The organism is Verrucomicrobiia bacterium, from assembly GCA_035495615.1.
Classification (GTDB): Bacteria; Omnitrophota; Omnitrophia; order Omnitrophales; family Aquincolibacteriaceae; genus DATJFP01.
Genome location: DATJFP010000056.1, coordinates 1 through 18,145, shown reverse-complemented (window position 1 = coordinate 18,145; position 18,145 = coordinate 1). Strand labels below are relative to the sequence as shown.

The 18,145-nt window shown below is 60.1% G+C and carries 16 protein-coding genes and 1 tRNA gene; 15 read left to right on the top strand and 2 right to left on the bottom strand.

The genetic code is table 11. The features are described from left to right. The 9 genes from VL688_07465 to VL688_07425 form a co-directional block, all read left to right on the top strand. The coding region (locus tag VL688_07465) for an HD-GYP domain-containing protein (GenBank protein ID HTL47886.1) at nucleotides 1-671 on the top strand (671 nt) is incomplete at its 5' end. Nucleotides 672-801: 130 nt separating this feature from the next. Continuing rightward, entirely contained in the window at nucleotides 802-5,523 is a 4,722-nt protein-coding gene (locus VL688_07460; protein HTL47885.1) for a HEAT repeat domain-containing protein, read from the top strand. Between the two features lie 86 nt (nucleotides 5,524-5,609). Beyond that, nucleotides 5,610-5,945, top strand: a complete 336-nt coding sequence (locus VL688_07455; GenBank protein ID HTL47884.1) for a hypothetical protein — start codon at nucleotides 5,610-5,612, stop codon at nucleotides 5,943-5,945. Further along, entirely contained in the window at nucleotides 5,932-7,923 is a 1,992-nt protein-coding gene (gene acs, locus VL688_07450; protein ID HTL47883.1) for an acetate--CoA ligase, read from the top strand. The genes VL688_07455 and acs overlap by 14 nt, the downstream gene beginning before the upstream one ends. Nucleotides 7,924-7,925: 2 nt before the next feature. After that, on the top strand, nucleotides 7,926-9,215 hold the full coding sequence (gene hemL / locus VL688_07445; protein HTL47882.1) for a glutamate-1-semialdehyde 2,1-aminomutase: 1,290 nt from the start codon (nucleotides 7,926-7,928) through the stop codon (nucleotides 9,213-9,215). A gap of 182 nt (nucleotides 9,216-9,397) precedes the next feature. Then, a complete protein-coding gene (locus VL688_07440) occupies nucleotides 9,398-10,261 on the top strand; it encodes a 50S ribosomal protein L11 methyltransferase (GenBank protein HTL47881.1) in 864 nt (287 codons plus the stop codon). A 101-nt stretch (nucleotides 10,262-10,362) separates the two neighbouring features. Beyond that, the gene (locus tag VL688_07435; GenBank protein ID HTL47880.1) at nucleotides 10,363-10,968 is read left to right on the top strand and encodes a response regulator; all 606 of its coding nucleotides are present in this window, start codon (nucleotides 10,363-10,365) and stop codon (nucleotides 10,966-10,968) included. Continuing rightward, entirely contained in the window at nucleotides 10,968-11,381 is a 414-nt protein-coding gene (locus VL688_07430) for an FxsA family protein (protein HTL47879.1), read from the top strand. The genes VL688_07435 and VL688_07430 overlap by 1 nt, the downstream gene beginning before the upstream one ends. Further along, nucleotides 11,378-12,538, top strand: coding sequence for a pyridoxal phosphate-dependent aminotransferase (locus VL688_07425; GenBank protein HTL47878.1), 1,161 nt, complete (start codon nucleotides 11,378-11,380; stop codon nucleotides 12,536-12,538). The genes VL688_07430 and VL688_07425 overlap by 4 nt, the downstream gene beginning before the upstream one ends. 4 nt (nucleotides 12,539-12,542) lie before the next feature. On the opposite strand, the gene VL688_07420 is transcribed toward VL688_07425, so the two are convergent. Next, entirely contained in the window at nucleotides 12,543-13,151 is a 609-nt protein-coding gene (locus tag VL688_07420) for a hypothetical protein (protein HTL47877.1), read from the bottom strand. A 117-nt stretch (nucleotides 13,152-13,268) separates the two neighbouring features. Here VL688_07420 and VL688_07415 point away from each other — a divergent pair, with 117 nt between their 5' ends. The 6 genes from VL688_07415 to VL688_07390 all read left to right on the top strand — a co-directional run bounded on the left by VL688_07415 (nucleotide 13,269) and on the right by VL688_07390 (nucleotide 17,639). Next, nucleotides 13,269-14,261: a polyprenyl synthetase family protein gene (locus VL688_07415; GenBank protein ID HTL47876.1), complete on the top strand. Its 993-nt coding sequence runs from the start codon at nucleotides 13,269-13,271 to the stop codon at nucleotides 14,259-14,261. Nucleotides 14,262-14,288: 27 nt separating this feature from the next. Continuing rightward, nucleotides 14,289-15,008, top strand: a complete 720-nt coding sequence (gene rsmI / locus VL688_07410) for a 16S rRNA (cytidine(1402)-2'-O)-methyltransferase (GenBank protein HTL47875.1) — start codon at nucleotides 14,289-14,291, stop codon at nucleotides 15,006-15,008. Beyond that, a complete protein-coding gene (purN, locus tag VL688_07405) occupies nucleotides 15,005-15,595 on the top strand; it encodes a phosphoribosylglycinamide formyltransferase (GenBank protein HTL47874.1) in 591 nt (196 codons plus the stop codon). The genes rsmI and purN overlap by 4 nt, the downstream gene beginning before the upstream one ends. Before the next feature lie 172 nt (nucleotides 15,596-15,767). Continuing rightward, nucleotides 15,768-17,084, top strand: coding sequence for a phosphopyruvate hydratase (gene eno / locus VL688_07400; protein HTL47873.1), 1,317 nt, complete (start codon nucleotides 15,768-15,770; stop codon nucleotides 17,082-17,084). After that, nucleotides 17,081-17,443: a septum formation initiator family protein gene (locus VL688_07395; GenBank protein HTL47872.1), complete on the top strand. Its 363-nt coding sequence runs from the start codon at nucleotides 17,081-17,083 to the stop codon at nucleotides 17,441-17,443. Before eno ends, VL688_07395 begins: the two co-directional genes overlap by 4 nt. A 119-nt stretch (nucleotides 17,444-17,562) precedes the next feature. Then, nucleotides 17,563-17,639 (top strand) — tRNA-Met (locus VL688_07390). Between the two features lie 290 nt (nucleotides 17,640-17,929). Here VL688_07390 and VL688_07385 read toward each other — a convergent pair. Then, a partial coding sequence (locus tag VL688_07385; protein HTL47871.1) for a hypothetical protein occupies nucleotides 17,930-18,145 on the bottom strand: 216 nt, incomplete at its 5' end.

Here is an 18,145-nt window from a genome sequence, read left to right as displayed (position 1 = left end):
AGCGGCGCATCACGGAGGTGAGCGACCTGGCGCACCGCGCCTGCCTCGACGCCTCGCGCGCGCTGATCCTCACGCTCGACAGCAAGGACAAGCTGACGGCCGGGCATTCGGCGAACACCGCGCGCTATGCCGCGCAGGTCGGCGAGCTTATGGGCATGACGCTGGATGAAACGGAAGTGCTTTATCACGCGACGCTTCTCCACGACATCGGAAAATTGTGCATTCCCGACGAAGTGCTTTTGAAGGAAGGCAAGCTCACGTTCCAGGAGTATGAGGCCATGAAGCAGCATCCCTATCTCGGCTATAAAATCCTGAAGCCGATCAAGCTGCTCCAGGAAGAGGCGGTGCTTGTCCTGCACCATCACGAGTGGTTCAACGGCAAAGGTTATCCCAGCCAGCTGAAGGGCAATGAGATCCCGCTCGGCGCCCGCATCATCGCGGTCATCGACACTTTCGATACGGTGAGGGCCGCGGGCGAACGCTACAAAAAGATTTTCCCCATCCTCGAGTGCGTGAATGAGCTGATCGCCTGTTCCGGAACGCAGTTCGATCCCGTGGTCGTCAAGGCCTTCATCGAAGTGCTGAAGAAAAGGGGAGAGATCGGAAAAGACGAATATCGCAAAGAAGAACTCGAGGCGCACATCAAGGCCTCGATGGCCCCGCCGCAGTAAGCCGCTCCGCCCATGGCATCCGCTAGAAAGCTCTAGCAATTATTAGCCCTCCGCAGCAAATTGTTTACACTTCCCTTGTCACCGTGATAGGCTTGGCTGCCTGAAAATTTGCGAAGTCCCGACGAGGTTTATGCCCCCCTACTTCAGAAAAACCGGGGCTTTTATCGCCCTTTTCGCCTTTGTCTTGACGCAGCTTGGTCCCGGGCACCTGCTTTTCGCTTCGCCCGAAACCAGCACGCCGCTTCCCGCACTTTTCCAGCTCCACGTTCCTTCCGATCTCGCTTCTCTCGAAAATTACAATCCCGGTTCCGGCCCGTTCCTGATTCACATCGAAACCGCGCACGGCAATTATGAGGCGCAGAAAAAAACGCAGGCGCTGCTTCATTATTTGCACCGTGAATACGGATTCAAGACGCTCCTCCTTGAAGGCAGCGCCGCGCCTCTCGAACCCGGGCTCCTGCGTTTTTTTCCCGGAGACCGCGGCCTTACCATGAAGACCGCGGACAGGCTGGCTCAGAAGGCGCTGGTCAAAGGCCCGGAACTTTTTCTTCTCGAAGAGCCGGATGCAGCCGGTTACGGCATTGAGAATCTGTCCGCTTACCGAGCCAATCTCGACGCGTTCCGGGCCGTGCTGGCTCAGCGCAAAAAAACCGCCGCCTTCCTTTCGGAACTTGATCTGCAGATCGAGCGCCTCACCGGCCCGTTTCTGGGAAGCGAGCTGCGCGCGTTCCTGAAGCGGCGCGAGGATTTCGAAAGCGAAAAAACCGGCCTGGCTGAATGGCTGAACGAGCTCGGGGAAAAAGCGGAAAAACATCTCGACCTGAAACTGGAAGACGCGGCCTTTCAGATGGATTGGCCCATGCTCGTGCGCTTTTTCAAGATCCGTGAATTCGAAGCGCGTTTTCGGCGCGCGGACTTCGAAGGAGAAAAAGAACGGTTTCTGGCGGCGGGCTTGGACGCGGCGCTCCGCGCTGAAGCCGAAACTCTTTTGAACGAAGACTCTTTCGTTCTGTCTCCCGTCACGGGGCAGGCGGCTGAAAAGTTAATCGAAGCGCTCCCGCAAGATTTTGATTATGCCCGGTATCCCAACGTCTGCCTCCGCCTCGGTCAGAACATCATGAAAAGCGAGCTGCGTCCCGAGCTTCTTTATCAGGAAATGGAAACCCTAACGGAACTTGTCACGCAGGCGCTCGCCAAAACCGCAGAGCAGAAAAAAATCGCCGCGCTCCTGGCAGACCACGCGCTCCTGAAAAGGCTTTTTGCGCTGGAGCTGTCGGCCCGGGACTACGAACGCCTTTTGGCGCGGGGAAGCGACGCGCGTCCGTCCGGCATGATCCGCCGTTTTTTCGAGCTCGATAAGGGGCGCCGCGTGCGCGCGCTCGAGCCTTCAGACCTGGACGGCGTGGAAACGCTTTTCGACAGGGCCCTGGAATTTTACCGCCTCGTCAAAGAACGCGACGGCGAAATGACGGCCAACATCGCGGCACTCCTGAAAGAAAAGAAAATCGACAAGGCGGTCGTCGTCACCGGAGGCTTCCATGCCGAGCCCTTCCGGGATTTTTTCACTTCGCGAGGATTCGGGTACGCGCTGCTTTCCCCGAAGATCGAAGATGCCGGCGGCCGCGAAGATTACGTCCGCTTCATGCTTGGTAATCCGTCTCCCGGTGACCGGCCGCATTCTTCGGCCTCCAAGGCCACGCTGGAAAGTGCCTATGTCAGCCTCGCGCCCGGAGCGCTGCGCCGCCACGGCTTTGATTCCTACCGCATTGCCGCGGTAGAAATCCAAACCGGCCGCGCCGTATCGCTCAGCCTGGGACGCTTCCGCAGCCTGGGGGCGTATGAACGCGCGATCAACCGCACGGATCTGGCCCGCGCCTATGGCGGGGTTTCGCTCGCCTACGTCAAAGGCGCGGAAGGCGCAAGGCTCCGCGTCTTGTTTCGAAAGCCGAATGTGCGCGTGAGCGTGCCGGTTTCGAAAATGCAGCGCGTTCGCGAAGAGATGAAAACCGCGCGCACGGAGATGCGGACGACGCAGGATGAAGAAGCGCGTCCCGAAGCTCCGCAGCTGGAACAGAGCCGCCGTCCCGCACGCAGCTGGCGGGACAAATGGCATGTGCGACTGCAGACGGCGCGCGAGCTTTTTTTTCGCGCATGGCGGCAGCTCATCATGCGTTTTCCCGAAATCTTCAGCCGGGCCCGCACCTATTTCCGTTACGCGGCCGAAGGCCAGGAAGAGAAAGCCGTGCGCTTGCTGCGCGGCCTGGCGCGTTCGGGCGCGTCCCGCGAAATCGCGAAGCATCTTTCGGATCTTCAGCCGGAACACCGCCGCGCCGCGGCTTTGGCGCTGCGCCTGGAAGGAAAACTCGACGCGCTTCAAGCGGGCTATGCCGCGGCCGCGCGCAGCCGGGATTCCCAGGTTTATGAAGACGCCCTCCGCGGGCTGTGGACGCTCGGAGGCAGCATGCTTGTGGAACAGGTCCAGCGCAAGATCGAAAGCGACGCGCGCGAGGCAAGGGAGAAAGCCTTGCAAAAGGAACTCGACAGGATAGGCCGGATGCCCTGGCAGGAAAAATGGCAGTACCGTCTGGAAGACGCGTATGAAGCGGTGATGGCGCGGCTGCGGCCGGCTGCCGAACGCGCCGCTGCCGCGCTCCGCGAGATTTTCCACACGGAAGAACGGTTTTTGCGCGCCGCGCGGGAAGGCAGACAGGACGCGGCCGTGCGCGCGCTCCGCGGGTTCGTCCAGAAAGGAAAAGCCGAAGTCCTCGCCCGGCATCTTGCGGACGCGGAAGCGGCAAGCCGCGGCGCAGCCGCCGAGGCCCTGCGCCTCGAAGGAAAGACCGAAGTCCTCAAAGCGGGTTACCTCGCCGCGCTTCGCAGCCGCAATCCGGACGTGAGCATTGGCGCGATCCGCGGCCTCGAGCAGCTCGGCGACAAAGCCGTGGTGAAAGAACTGGTGAAGGAACTCTACGACGAGCATTACACGGTCCGTGAAGAAGCCGCGCGTGTCATCGGCCTTTTCGGTGACGACACACTGCTTCCGGACATCGAAGAAGTGTTGAGCTGGCCGCTGCCGTATGCGCACATCGCGTCTCTCCTCGCGCTGGACGCGCTCGGGACGCCCAAGGCGCGCGAAATCCAGCTCAGAATTTTGAGCCAGGAAAAACCGCCGGAAGAGCCCAAAGCAAAATCTCCGTACGGAACTTCAAAGCCCGAAGAGCCGCCGTACCCGTATGTTTTCGACCGCTACGTCCGCGAGATCGCGGCGGGGCAGCTGGGAAGAGCGCGCTATTTGCCCGCGGCGGAAGCCTTGATCGCGGCGGCCTTACAGCCGGAGCTTTCGGAATCCCTGCACAAGGCCGTGTCCGCAGCGCTGGACGAACTGGCCGTTGTGGAACCTTCGGTGAAAGCCCGCTTGCTTGAAAAGAAGCAGACGCAGGACAGAGCCCTCAAAGAGAAAAAGCGCACGGAGGACGCAAAGAAACTGAATCCGGCCGTGGTGGGACAGGCCATTATCTCGCTCGATCTTCCGGAAGTTTATCTGGACCGGCTGAAGCGGGTTCACGGCCGCCTGACGAACGGCGCGCTCGTTAACGAGATCCGTGGAGGCGTGCTGCGCGTCTACCGCGGCAAAGAGCCGGAGCAATATGCCGGCGAAGGCGCCACGGAAATCCGGCTGCCCGGCAGGTCCCAGGGGTATCGCTTCCTTTATTTTAAATACCGTTCGCTCGACGGGAAAAGCGCGGCGGCTTTTGATCTGGAGCTCAAAGGGTTCCTTCCCGGGCCCCGGCATTACGAAACGAACGGGGAATGGACCACGGAAAAAATCGAAATTCCAGACAATGGTTCGGACATGACGTACATCGCGGTTTCCAACCTCACGGCGGACATCGAGCTTGCGGACTTCCAGCTTTACCGCGAAGAAAAAGAAGCCGCGCACGCGGAGCTGCGCGGCGTCCCGGGCTCTCCGGAACGCACGCTCATCCGTGCTTTTCTGGGAGGCGTCATCCTCTTTTCCGTTTACCAGAGGCTGATGAACACCCTGCGCGGCGAACCGCTGCGCGCCGAGGCCGAAGCCTTGTCCGGCGCGCCGGTCCGTTTCCGCGCCGACGAGGCTCCGCTGGAAAGCGTGATGGAAAAAATGATCGGAACGGGCACGCCATTCATCACGGAAAGGTTTTTCCGCGAAGCGCGGGCCGCGGCGCCTCAAAGCCATGGACGCCAGCTGCTCGACGCGGAGATTCTGGAAACCCTGGCCCGGAAAAATCCGCGCGCGCTTTATCTTCTGCTTTCGGGCTTTGAGCGCCTTCAGGAGGGAAGCCGGCAGCCGCTGCTGGCGGTGCTCGCGCAGGACCAGGCCGAGGCCGCGCGCCTGAAAGATCTCGTCAAAAAGGCGCTTTCCAACAGGGAAGCCCGCGTGGCCTCCCGCGAGAACGTCGATCGTCTGGCCGCGAAGCTGCGGACGGGAGAGCTCCTGGAATTCGTCGTGCCGGCGCAGGGCCTAAGCCGCGAGGACACGGCCAACCGTTACATCCGCGAACACGAAGGCGGCGTCGCTTATCTCGTCCTCGGCCGTCCGGAAGGCATCCGCGAAGGCGCGGTCTTCGGCATCGACCGCCGTTTGAACGCGGCCGACTGGACGCCGCTGGTGCTGGCGGCGCTGACCATGAAACAGGCCGCGGACCTCATCCGCGATCTGGACGCGGGCGCGTCCGCGGCAGCCCTCAAACAATACGTCGCCGACCATCTGCCGGGCTTCCAGTCCGAGGACGGCGTTTTCATGCTGCGCGGCCTCGCGCAGCTCGTCGAATTCCAGCACGCGACGCGCGAATACCTGGCGGCCATGGCGTAGCCTTTTAAAATTGTGCTTGTGATCGCTGGTGCCGCCCTCCATAATAAGAGCACGACCCGGCCATTTTCGAACCCCGTTTTGTGACCATGGATATCGAAACCTTTCCTGAAATCGAAAATTTCCAGAAACTCCCCAAGCAGGTCATCGTCAAGGCCGGGGCCACGAGTTTCGATTCCAAGAGCGGCGCGCGCCTGCAGGGCATCGTCATCAACAACAGCGGCCACGCCATCCGCGACATCTACGTGAACATCGTGGTCTTCGACGAGAAGAAGATCCCCCAGGCCAACACCTGCCTGCCGGCCGAGCCATCCAGCCTTCCTCAGGGCGCCATCGCCAACTTCAGTTTCGAATTCAAAAATCATCCCAAGGCCATCGAAGATTACCATCTCTATACGAACTGGAGAATCGATGACCAAGACTAAACCTTCACTCGAAGTCCTTTTGGACGAAGCGCGGACGTTTCCGCCTTCCTCGGCGTTTCAGAAGACCGCGTGGGTCAAAGACGCGGCGGTTTACGCCAAGGCCGCGAAAAACCCCGAAGAGTACTGGGCCGAATGGGCGAAGGAGCTTTACTGGACCAAGCCCTGGAAAAAGATACTGCAGTGGAAGCCGCCTTTCGCCAAGTGGTTCGTGGGCGGCAAGCTGAATGCTTCGGTCAACTGCCTGGACCGCCACATTTTTTCGACCGAGGGTCATGCCTCGCGCAAGAACAAAGCCGCGCTCATCTGGGAAGGCGAGCCTGGGGACACGCGTACGATGACTTACTGGGAGCTTTACCGCGAAGTGAACAAGTTCGCCAGCGTCCTGAAAAAAATGGGCGTGAAAAAAGGGGACCGCGTGGCCATGTACCTGCCGCTTGTTCCGGAGCTCGTGATCGCGTGCCTGGCATGCGCGAGGATCGGCGCCGTGCATAACGTGGTCTTCGGCGGCTTCAGCTCGGAAGCGCTTCGCGACCGCATCAACGACGCGCAGGCAAAGCTGCTCATCACGGCCGATCACGGCTGGCGGAGAGGAAATCAAATCCAGCTCAAAAAAGCCGCGGACGAGGCCTTGAAGGAAACGCCGACAATCGAAAACGTCATCCTCGTCAAGCGCGCCGGGCCGTACGGCGACGTGTCCATGCAGTGCAATGTGCAGGAAGGCCGCGACCACTGGTGGCACCGGCTCATGCAGAACGCGGAGCCCAACTGCGAACCCGAAGAAATGGACGCGGAAGACATGCTCTTCATCCTCTACACGTCCGGCACCACCGGCAAACCCAAAGGAATCGTGCACACCACCGGCGGCTATCTCACGGGCGTTTATGCCACGACCAAGTGGGTGTTTGATCTCAAGGACGAGGACGTTTATTGGTGCACGGCCGACATCGGCTGGATCACCGGGCACAGCTACGTGATCTACGGCCCGCTTGCCAACGGCGCCACGGTGTTCATGTACGAAGGCGCGCCCGACTGGCCGGAAAAAGACCGCTTCTGGAAGCTCATCGAAAAATACGGCGTCACGGTTTTCTACACGGCGCCGACCGCGATTCGCACGTTCATGAAATGGGGCGCGGAATGGGTGGAAAAGGCCGACCTGTCCACGCTCCGGCTGTTGGGAAGCGTGGGTGAGCCCATCAATCCTGAGGCGTGGATCTGGTACCAGGAAAAAATCGGCAAGGGCAAATGTCCTGTCGTCGACACGTGGTGGCAGACGGAAACCGGAAGCATTATGATCACGCCGCTTCCGGGCCTCACGACAACCAAACCCGGGTCCGCTACGTTCGCTTTTCCCGGCGTCGCGGCGGAAGTCCTGGATGAGGAAGGCAATGTCGTGCGCGAAGGCGGCGGTTATGTGGCCATCACCCAGCCGTGGCCGGCCATGCTGCGCACGATTTACGGCGACGACGAACGCTTCGTGAAACAGTACTGGTCCAAATGGCCGAAGAAGGGGATTTATTTCCCCGGCGACGGCGTGCGCCGCGACAAGGAAGGCTATTTCTGGTTCATGGGCCGCGTGGACGACGTGCTGAACGTTGCCGGCCACCGCATCGGCACCGCGGAAGTGGAAAGCGCGCTGGTGGACCACCCCTCGGTCGCAGAATCCGCGGTCGTGGGGCGAAATCACGACATCAAAGGCCAGGCGGTGGTCGCATTCGTGACGCTCAAGGAAAACGTGCGCTCTTCGCAGGAGCTCGTGCAGGAACTCAAAAACCACGTGGTCAAAAAAATCGGCGCGCTCGCACGGCCCGAAGAAGTCCATTTTTCCGCGGACCTTCCCAAAACCCGCTCCGGCAAAATCATGCGCCGCCTGCTGCGTGACATTGCCGAAGGCAAGGCGCTCGGCGACACGACCACGCTCGCGGACCCGTCCGTCGTCGAACGTCTGCGCCATCAGTACGAAGAAGCCGAAGGCGGCTGACCGTGGCCAAGCCGTCCGCCATGCCCGCCCTTTTCCGCGAAGCGGAAAAAGTGATCCCGTCCGGCGTCAATTCTCCGGTTCGCGCTTTTCGCGGCGTGGGCGGAACACCCGTTTTCGTGCGCCGCGCCAAAGGCGCCTTTCTCTGGGACGAAGACGGCAAACGTTACCTCGATTTTTGCGCGTCCTGGGGCCCGATGATCCTGGGCCACGCACCCGCGGGCCTGCTCACGCGCCTGCGCCGCGAAATCAAAAACGGCACGAGCTTCGGCGCGGCGACGGTCAAGGAAGTCCATCTCGCCAAAGCCATCCGCGCCTTCGTCCCGTCCATGGAAAAGACGCGCCTTGTTTCCTCCGGCACGGAAGCGGTCATGAGCGCGGTGCGCCTGGCGCGCGGCTTCACGGGCCGCAAAAAAATCGTGAAGCTGGACGGCGGCTATCACGGCCATGCCGACAGCATGCTCGTGCAGGCAGGCTCCGGCGGCGCGACGTTCGGTATTCCGGATTCGGCGGGAGTGCCGGAAGAGCTCGCGAGGCTTACGATCAGCATTCCGTTCAACGACGTGGAAGCGCTCGAAAAAGTTTTTCGAGAGCAGGGAAAAGAGATCGCGGCCTTCATCCTCGAGCCTGTGCCCGCCAACATGGGCGTGGTTCCTCCGGCCGCCGGCTATCTCGAAGAAGCGCGCGAGATCACGGCCCGCCACGGCGCGCTGCTCATTTTCGACGAAGTCATTACCGGGTTCCGCCTGAACGCGGGCGGCGCGCAGAAAGTTTACGGCGTGAAGCCGGACCTTACGTGCCTCGGCAAAATCCTGGGCGGCGGGCTTCCTCTCGCGGCCTTCGGCGGCCGGGAAGAGATCATGGACAAGCTCGCGCCCCAGGGCCCGGTCTATCAGGCAGGCACGCTTTCCGGAAATCCGCTCGCAGTCGGCGCCGCGCTCTGGATGCTGGAACGCCTGAGCACGGGTCCGCACAAAAAACTCAACCGCATGGCCACGACTTTTTTCAAAGACATCCGCGCCGTGATCGAAAACCGCAATCTTCCGCTCACGCTCAACACCTCGGGCTCCATGTTCACGCTTTTCTTCACGAAAGAGTCCGTCACCGATTACCGGTCCGCGAAGACTTCCAACGCCAAACACTATGCGCGCTTTTTCCACGAGTGCCTGTCCCGCGGCGTTTACCTCGCCCCTTCGCAGTTCGAAGCCAACTTTATTTCCACGGCGCATTCGTACACGCATCTGGAAAACGCACTCGAAGTTTTCGAAGAAGCGCTTTCGCAGGTCTTTCCTTAGAGAGCGCCTAACAGAACCCTGGTTGAAGCGAAAACTCGCAGGCCAAAGGGATTCGAGGCGCGACGGGCAAAAAGCGCGGAAGCGTACTCAATGCAGTACGCTGAGCACTTTTTGACCGGTGCAACGAAGAAGCCCGCAGGCACGCGAGTTTGCAGCCAAGCGGGGTTTTGTTAGGTGCTCTCATGCCGTCCTCCAAACTGACCGAGCTCGTCCTCACGCACCGCTCCGGCCGTGAAAAGCAGAAGACCGAGGCCACGGATTTTTTCCTGGAGCTTGGGGTTCCGGCTTCCGGCATCGTTTACTCCGAATGGAAAAGCCGTTTCAAGGCCGCGGTCTACACGCCTTCGTCCGCGCTCGCGAGCCGGGCGGCGCAAAAGGCCCGGACGCTTGCCCGCGGGTGGACCTTCGAAAAGAAAATCCTGCGCAAGCCGGACTGGTTCGACAAATGGAAAAAAACCTACCGCACGTCGCCGCTCGGCCGGAAGTTCGCGGTCGTGCCCGTTTGGGAAAAAGAGGCTTACGCGGGCAGGCGCATTCCCGTCTTCATCGATCCTCAGGCGGCGTTCGGATCGGGCACGCATGAAACGACAAAGCTCATGGTGCGGCTCATGGAAGAAGCGGGAAGCTTCCGCGGTTTTTTTGACGTCGGCGTGGGTACGGGCATTCTCTCCGTGGCCGCAGCCCGGCTCGGCGCTTCGCGGATCGAAGGCATCGACAACGATGCCGGCTCCGTGCGCACCGCGCGTTTTAATCTTAAGCTGAATGGCGTAAGCGGTGCGGCCATGAAGCGCGGCGACATTTATCGTTTGAAACCGGAATCCCGTTTCGAGCTCGTGGCCGCGAACATGATTTCCAAGGTCCTTCTCGAAACGCAAGGCGTGCTTGCGCGTTCGGTGAAGGCGGGCGGCCGTTTGATCGTGTCCGGCATTCATCTCAAAAATTTTCCGTCGTTTCTCCGCGAGTTCCGCGGACCGGGCCTGAAAAGGCTCCGCGTGCTGCGGGGGAGAAGCTGGGGCGCGGCGCTTTACAAAAAAACGACGGGTTGATTTGAGCCCTTTGTCACGTTAAGATGACACAACGAACCTCCTCACCCTTCCCTCTCCCCCTGGAAGGGGGAGAGGATTAAGGAGAGGGGGACGTGAGTCCCATGAAAAGAGTTTTGGCTTGTTTGTCCTGCGGGTCCATGCTGGACCGCGAAGAACAGGAGCGCGGCTACTGCGGCCGCTGCCATATTCCGAAGTCCGGCGCGCCCCCAAAGCCGCCTGCGGCGCCCTCGCGCGCTGCAAAGCCCGCGGCGCCGAAATCCGAGGCTCTGCGAAAGCTTCCCGCGTCTTCTCCGCCGGCCTCGCCCCCGCCGCAGGCGCCGAAAAAAATTCTGATCATCGACGACGAGCCCATCATCGTGAAGCTCCTGAGCAGCCGCCTGCAGACGCACGGCTATCAGGTGCTGACGGCCTTCGACGGCGAAGAAGGCTACCTCATGATCAAGACCAAAAAGCCCGACCTGATCCTGTCGGATATCCTCATGCCGAAGATGACCGGCTACGACCTGGTGCAGCGGCTGAAAAAAGAAAAAGACGGGACGGAAAAAATCCCGGTGCTTATCATGACGGCCAAGCCCAGCATGAAGGATTTTTTCAGCGACTGGGAAATCCACAGTTTCATCGCCAAGCCGCTGGTGCCCGAAGAGCTGATGAAGAAAATCGCGGACCTGCTCGAAGCGGCGGAACTCATGAAAAGGAAACAGAAATAATGTTCGGAAGGCTTCTCTTTGTTTTTATCGCGCTGCCGTTCGTCGAAATGCTTGTCCTCATCAAGCTGGGCGAAGTGTTCGGGTTCTGGTCGACGCTCGCGTTTGTCCTGGTGATGGGCTTTGCCGGCGCCGCGGCCATGCGCATCCAGGGCATGCGCACGCTCTCCCGCATCCAGAACGAGCTGCGCGCGGGACGCGTCCCGGCGGAAGAAATGATGGACGGGTTTTTGATTTTTCTGGCGGGCATCCTGATGATCACGCCGGGCGTGATCTCGGACTGCATCGCGATCCTGATCATGGTGCCGTTCACGCGCAAACTCTTCAAGCAGTGGCTGCGCAGGAAATTCGACGAGATGCTGCGTTCCGACGGGACGTCCACGACGTACCGCTTTTTCATCGGCGGCCCGCCATGAGATTTTCGCGCCGGACGGGCTGGGCCACTTCGCCCAACCGCATCGCCTCCAAGCTGCAGGAACTGCGGGAGCGCGGCGAACCGTTTCTCGACCTCACGGAATCCAACCCTACGCGCTGCGGGTTTTCTTATCTCGATCCGGAGCTTCTGGAAGCTTTCCGCGATCCCGCCAATCTCACGTACGCGCCCGACCCGCGCGGGCTTTTGAAAGCGCGGGAAGCGGTCTGCGCGTATTATGCCCGCAAAGGCATCGCGGTCGAGCCCGAGCAGGTTTTTCTCACGGCCAATACCAGTGAGGCCTATGGTTTTATTTTCCGTCTGCTTGCGGACCCCGGCGACGGTTTGCTGGCGCCCAAACCCAGCTACCCTTTGTTCGATTATCTCGCGGGCCTTCACGACGCGGAGCTGATCCCGTACCCGCTGTCTTACGACGGCCGCTGGACCGTGGACTGGGCGCCGCTCGAAGCGGATATTCCGGCAACCTGCAAGGGGCTTATCCTCGTCAATCCCAATAACCCCACGGGAAATTACATGGAAGGGGCCGCGCGTACGAGGCTGCGCGATTTTTGCCTTACGCGCAACCTGGCGCTCGTTTGTGACGAGGTATTTCTCGATTACCCGCTCCAGTCCGGCCGCGCACCGGCCAGCTTCGCGGGAGAAACCGAAACGCTCACGTTCACGATGAGCGGCATCTCCAAAATCCTGGGCCTGCCCCAGATGAAAATTTCATGGATCGTGGTCAGCGGCCCGGGGCCTGAGCGGGTCGAGGCGCTCCGCCGCCTGGAAGTGATCGCGGACACGTATTTGTCCGCGGGCACGCCGCCGCAAAACGCGCTGCCCGCATGGTTTCGTTCGCAGCCCGCCATCACCGGCGAAATCCTGGACCGCGTGCGCGGCAATTACGCGGCCGCGCGGGATGAAAAAGGCCCGCTCCGGTTTCTTGCCGCGGAAGGCGGCTGGTACACGGTCGCGCCGCTGCCCCAAGGCCGGCACGATGAGGAGTGGGTGCTGGAGCTGCTGGAAAGGGACCGCGTGTTCGTGCATCCCGGATATTTTTTCGATTTCGAAGGCGGGGATTACGCGGTGGTGAGCTTGCTGCCGGAGCCTTCGGTGTTCCGCGAGGGGCTCGACCGTCTCGCGTCGCGGCTCCGCGGCTGAGCGGTCAGCTGCCGTTTTGTTTTAATTTCGCGATGCCGCCCAGGCTCGTGATCTGGACCACTTCGCCGTCCGGCATGTTCACCGAGACCCTGACGATCTCGTCGCCGCGCAGGCGCCTGTTGGCCAGGACCTGCACCTGGGTCACGTCTTCCGACAAATCCACGGGCTGGCCCACGTAAATCTGGCGCTCGTCGGTGAGCCCGCTCGCGTGCGTGATGACGATGTCGACGTTGATGTTGCCTTTGTTGGTGACTTTGCCGGGCTTGAGCGCCGCGGGTTCAGCTGTGGAGTCCGGCGGGGTGCCGAGCTTGTAGGACTGGCCGGGTTCCTTGAGCGTCGAGGAATTGCCGTTGGGTTCGGTGATCACGACTTCGATGCTTTCGTCCCCGCGGGTGCTGAGAGAGCGGGGAACGATCCGGATGGCGGTGGCGCCCTCGGGAATGTCGATGGTCTGGCCGGGATAAAGGCTGACCTGCTGGGTAAAACCGGAATCTCTCTCGACTTCGAGAGAGACGGCGTCATCGCCTTTGTTTTTGATGCCCGCCTCCGCGGAAAGCGGAAACAGGATGAAGGCGGCAAGCCCTGCGATCACGGCACTCTGACGGAATTTCATTGGAAACCCTCTCCCTTTTTCGACGCCCGAACCGCTGTTTTCTTCAGCGGAAACTTCTCTAATTATCGCATCTTTTCCTCTACGAGTTTAAAGGGATTCTGTTATAATGGCGCCCTTATGAGCCAGACCATCACCCTCGAAGAAATCTATCTCCCGGTGGAGAAACAGCTTGCCGCGGTTCCCGACACCATCCTCGACATCCTTTCCACCCGCAACGACCTGACCGAGGCTGTCGTCCGTTATTTCTTTTCCGCCAAGGGAAAACTGCTGCGTCCCGCGCTCACGCTGCTCGGCGCCGCCGTGAAAAGCAGCGCGTCCGGACCCGAAAAAAGCGCGACGCGGCTGGGCTCGGCCTTCGAGATCTTTCACAGCGCCACGCTCATCCACGACGACATCATCGACGCCGCGCATCTGCGCCGCAACCTCGAGACCGTGCACCTGAAATGGTCGCCGCAGGTGGCGGTGCTGGTCGGCGATTATCTCCACGATCAGGCCATCAAGGCCGTTTTCGAGACGCACAATCAAAGTATCGTCGCGCTTTTCCTGAAGACCGCCGGGGAAGTCTGCGACGGCGAGATCCACGAGCTGAAGGAGCGTAACAATTTCCGGCTCACCGAAGACGAATACCTCGAAATCATCGACAAGAAAACAGCGTCGCTTCTCGCGTGCTCGGCGGCGGGCGGCGGTTTGCTCGCCGGCGCTTCCGAAAAAGAATCGCAGGCGCTGCAGAATTTCGGGCGCTATTTCGGCATTTCGTTCCAGATCGTGGACGACTGCCTGGACCTGACCGGCAACGAAGACGAGTTCGGAAAAACGCTCGGCGCGGATCTCGCGGCCGGCGTGCTCACGCTGCCGCTCATTTACCTGCTTTCGGTTTCCGGCGGCAAGAAGCGCGAAGCCGCGGAGCAGATTTTCCGTTCGCCCATGACGCCCGAAAGCCTGCAGGCCTTGACCGGCATGCTTCGCGAAGAAGGCGCCATCCAGTACGCCATGAAGCGCGCCCGCGAATTCAGCGACAAGGCGCGCCAGGAGCTGGCGGTTTTCGAAGAAGGTCCCGCGCGCCGCAGCCTGGACCGCCTGCTCGATTACGTGCTGGAAAGAAACCGTTAACTGCCGCTTTTTTCCGCCGGAAGAATCATGCTGACCATTGTCCCCACGCCCATCGGCAACATGCGCGACATCACCCTGAGAGCCCTCGACGCGCTCAAAGACGCGGACTGCATTGCCTGCGAGGATACGCGGCACTCGGGACGCCTGCTCCAGCACTTCGAAATCAAGAAGCCGCTCCTCAGCTTTCACGAGCACAGTACGGAAAACAAGCGCGTGGAAATCCTGGACCGCCTGGGCCGCGGTGAAAACGTGGCGCTCATCTCCGACGCGGGCATGCCGCTCATTTCCGATCCGGGCTTTGATCTCGTGCGCGCGGCGCTGGAGCGGGGGATCAAGGTCGAAGTGCTGCCGGGCGCGCAGGCCGCGGTGACCGCGCTTGTGGCGAGCGGGCTCGCGCCGGACGCCTTCGCGTTCCTTGGCTTCCTGCCGCAAAAGGCGCAGAAGCGCAAAAAAGAAATCGAACGCGTTTCGGGCTATGAAGAGACGCTGATCTTTTACGAATCGCCGTACCGGCTTGCCAAATCGCTCGCGGATTTGTTCGAGGTCCTGGGTAATAGAGAGGCCGCGGTCGCGCGCGAACTGACGAAGAAGTTCGAGGAAGTGGCGCGCGGCACGCTCGCGCAGCTTTTGGAGAAATTTTCCAAGCGCGAGGCCAAGGGCGAAATCGTCATCGTCGTCGCGGGAGCGGGGCGGAAGAAATTGTATTCGGCAAAACAGGAAGACGAAGAGGACCAGAGCGAACTTTGAAAAAAATTGCTTTCATGGCTTCCGGCAGCGGAAGCAACTTCGAGAACATCGTAAAAGAAATTCAGGCCGGGCGCGTCAAGGCCCAGGCCGCGCTGCTCATTTGCGATAAGCCGGGCGCCGGCGTTCTCGCGCGCGCGGAAAAATTGAAAGTGCCCGCGGTGCTTGTCGACCGCAAGGCCTTCGCGTCAAAAGAAGAATTCGAGGCGGAGATCGTGCGGCAGTTCGAGCTCACGGGCATCGACTTGATCGTGCTGGCCGGCTACATGCGCATCCTGTCCGACACCTTTGTGCTGCGCTACTGGGGAAGGATCATCAACATCCATCCCTCGCTTCTTCCGGCTTTTCCGGGCGCGCACGGCATCAAGGATGCGTTCGAGGCGCGTGTGAAAGAAACCGGCGTGACGGTCCATTTTGTGGACACGGGCGTGGATACCGGGAAAATCATCCTGCAGGGAAAAGTGCCGGTGGCTGCGGGGGATACGCTGGAGACGCTCGAAGCCAAAGTCCATGCGGTCGAATACCAAATTTATCCCGCGGCGCTCCAACTGCTGCTAGACGGAAAAGCCGCGGCCCCGGTCCAACCGTAAGCATGGACGGGGACATGCCTTCAGGCGTGTCCCCAAGGCTAAAAATGCATAAGGCCTGCTCGATGGCAGTGCAGCCTTTGACGCTGTAAGAGGGTTGAACCCATCCTCCGCCGCTTGTATAATCCCCGAATATTCAAACGACTCCCGCAAGGGCAAAGAAAAGGAAAAACCCATGGCTTCTTCTCCTAAAATTACCCAAATCAAAGCTCGCGAAATCCTGGATTCCCGGGGCAACCCCACGGTCGAAGCGGACGTGCTTCTGGCCAACGGCGTCGTAGGACGCGCGGCGGTTCCGAGCGGCGCTTCCACCGGCGAATACGAAGCGGTCGAGCTCCGCGACGGCGACAAATCCCGCTACCTCGGCAAAGGGGTCCAAAAAGCGGTTGCGAACACCAACAAAGTCCTCGCGAAAGTCCTGAAAGGCAAAAGCGCCCTCGACCAGAAAGCGCTCGACCAGCTCATGATCGAAGCCGACGGCACGCCGAACAAAGCGAAGCTCGGTGCGAACGGTATCCTCGCGGTTTCCATGGCCGCCTGCCGCGCCGCCGCCGAATCCGAAGGCCTTCCGCTCTGGAAGCACATCGGCAACCTTCATAAGAACAAGAAATACACGCTGCCCGTTCCCATGGCCAACATCATCAACGGCGGCAAGCATGCGGACAACAAAATTGATTTCCAGGAATTCATGATCGCGCCCGTCGGCGCCGAGAAATTTTCGGACGGCCTGCGCTGGATCACGGAAATTTTCCACGCGCTCAAAGGTATCCTTAAAAAGAAGGGCCACGTCACGGCCGTCGGCGATGAAGGCGGTTTCGCGCCGAACCTCGGCAACGAGGAAGCGCTTGAAGTGATTATGGAAGCGATCGGTGCCGCCGGCTATAAGGCGGGCAGCCAGATCCAGATCGCGCTCGACTGCGCGTCGTCCGAACTCTTCGATGAAGGCGGCCGCAAGGGCTACAAGTTCTGGAAGTCGAATCCCTCGAAACTTTTCACCGCGGACGAGATGGTGGAAATCTATTCCAAGTGGATCGATAAGTATCCCATTTATTCCATCGAAGACGGTCTCGACCAGAACGACTGGGACGGCTACGTGAAATGCACGAAGACCCTCGGCGACCGCATCCAGATCGTGGGCGACGACTTTTTCGTGACCAATCCCGAACGCCTGAAAAAAGGCATCGACATGGGCGCGGCCAACGCGATTCTGATCAAGGTGAACCAGATCGGCACCGTGACCGAAACGCTCGAAGCCATCCGCATGGCGCAGAAGGCCGACTACGGCGTCGTGACCTCGCACCGCTCCGGTGAAACCGAAGACGCGTTCATCGCCGACCTTGCCGTGGGCACGGGCGCGGGCCAGATCAAGACCGGCTCGCTTTCGCGTACCGACCGCATCGCGAAATACAACCAGCTTCTCCGCATCGAAGAACAGCTCGGCGCAAAGGCCGTTTACGCGCGCCTTCAAAATCTCGCGGTCGCTCGGACGTGAGAAAGCCTTTCATCTTCCTTTGGATGATGACCGGCATCACGCTTGTCTTTTTCTGGGTGTACCTGCCGGTGCTTTCGAAATACCACGACCTCAAGATCCAGGAAGACAAGACCAAGCGCGAACTGGATTCGATGAACGAGAAGATCAAGACGCTCCAGGAAGAGCGCGACCTTCTCCGGAACGACATGAATTATCTGGAGAAGGTCATCCGCGACGAGCTCGGCCTTGTCCGCCCCGGCGAGATGGTTTATAAATTCGTCCCGGAAAAAGAGGGGGCTCCCGGCACACCCGCGCCGTCTCCGTCCCCAACGCCTTCCCCGCGCGTTTACGATCCCAAGGGCATGAATTACCGTTCCTGACTTCTTGCCGTCTTTGCACCGGAAAACAAACCTTGTAAGAACCTTCCGGCCCCGCTATAATAACCAACACTTCAGGGCACACCTTTCCGGACTTATTCTCTCCAGGTACCTAACAACGGCGCGGGGTGGAGCAGCTCGGTAGCTCGTTGGGCTCATAACCCAAAGGTCCCAGGTTCAAATCCTGGCCCCGCTACCAATTGTAGAAAAGAGACAGGCATTTCTGCCTGTCTCTTTTTTTTTGAGCGGTGCCGGGATTTGAAGCGAGGAAGCGCGGGCCTCATGGCCCGAAAAGCCGTAAGTCAAAGACCGGCATCAGCGACCGAGGGGAGGCTACGCAGTCCCGCTCCGTCGGGACGTAGTGGCCAAATCCTGGTCCCGCTACCAGTTAAACAAAGAAGCCAACGTCACTTACGACGTTGGCTTCTTTGCTTTTTAGGCCTAAAATTCCGAGCGAGGGCGAAATCGAGGGCAACCAGCCCAATATTTTTACGCAGCAGATTTGATACGTTTGCTGATTTCCAGGAACGCCGTCAAGCGTGAAGAAAGCGCGGCAAAATCATTGAGCGCAGTTTCAATCATCCTGGTCGTCATGGATGTCAATTGCCAATCATATTGTTTTAAGAGTTCAGCCAAAACGCTTGCAGAGGATGTCTCAAGAACAGCTTTCCTCGAAATTGTTTTACCGGTGGTCTTTGCGATCTC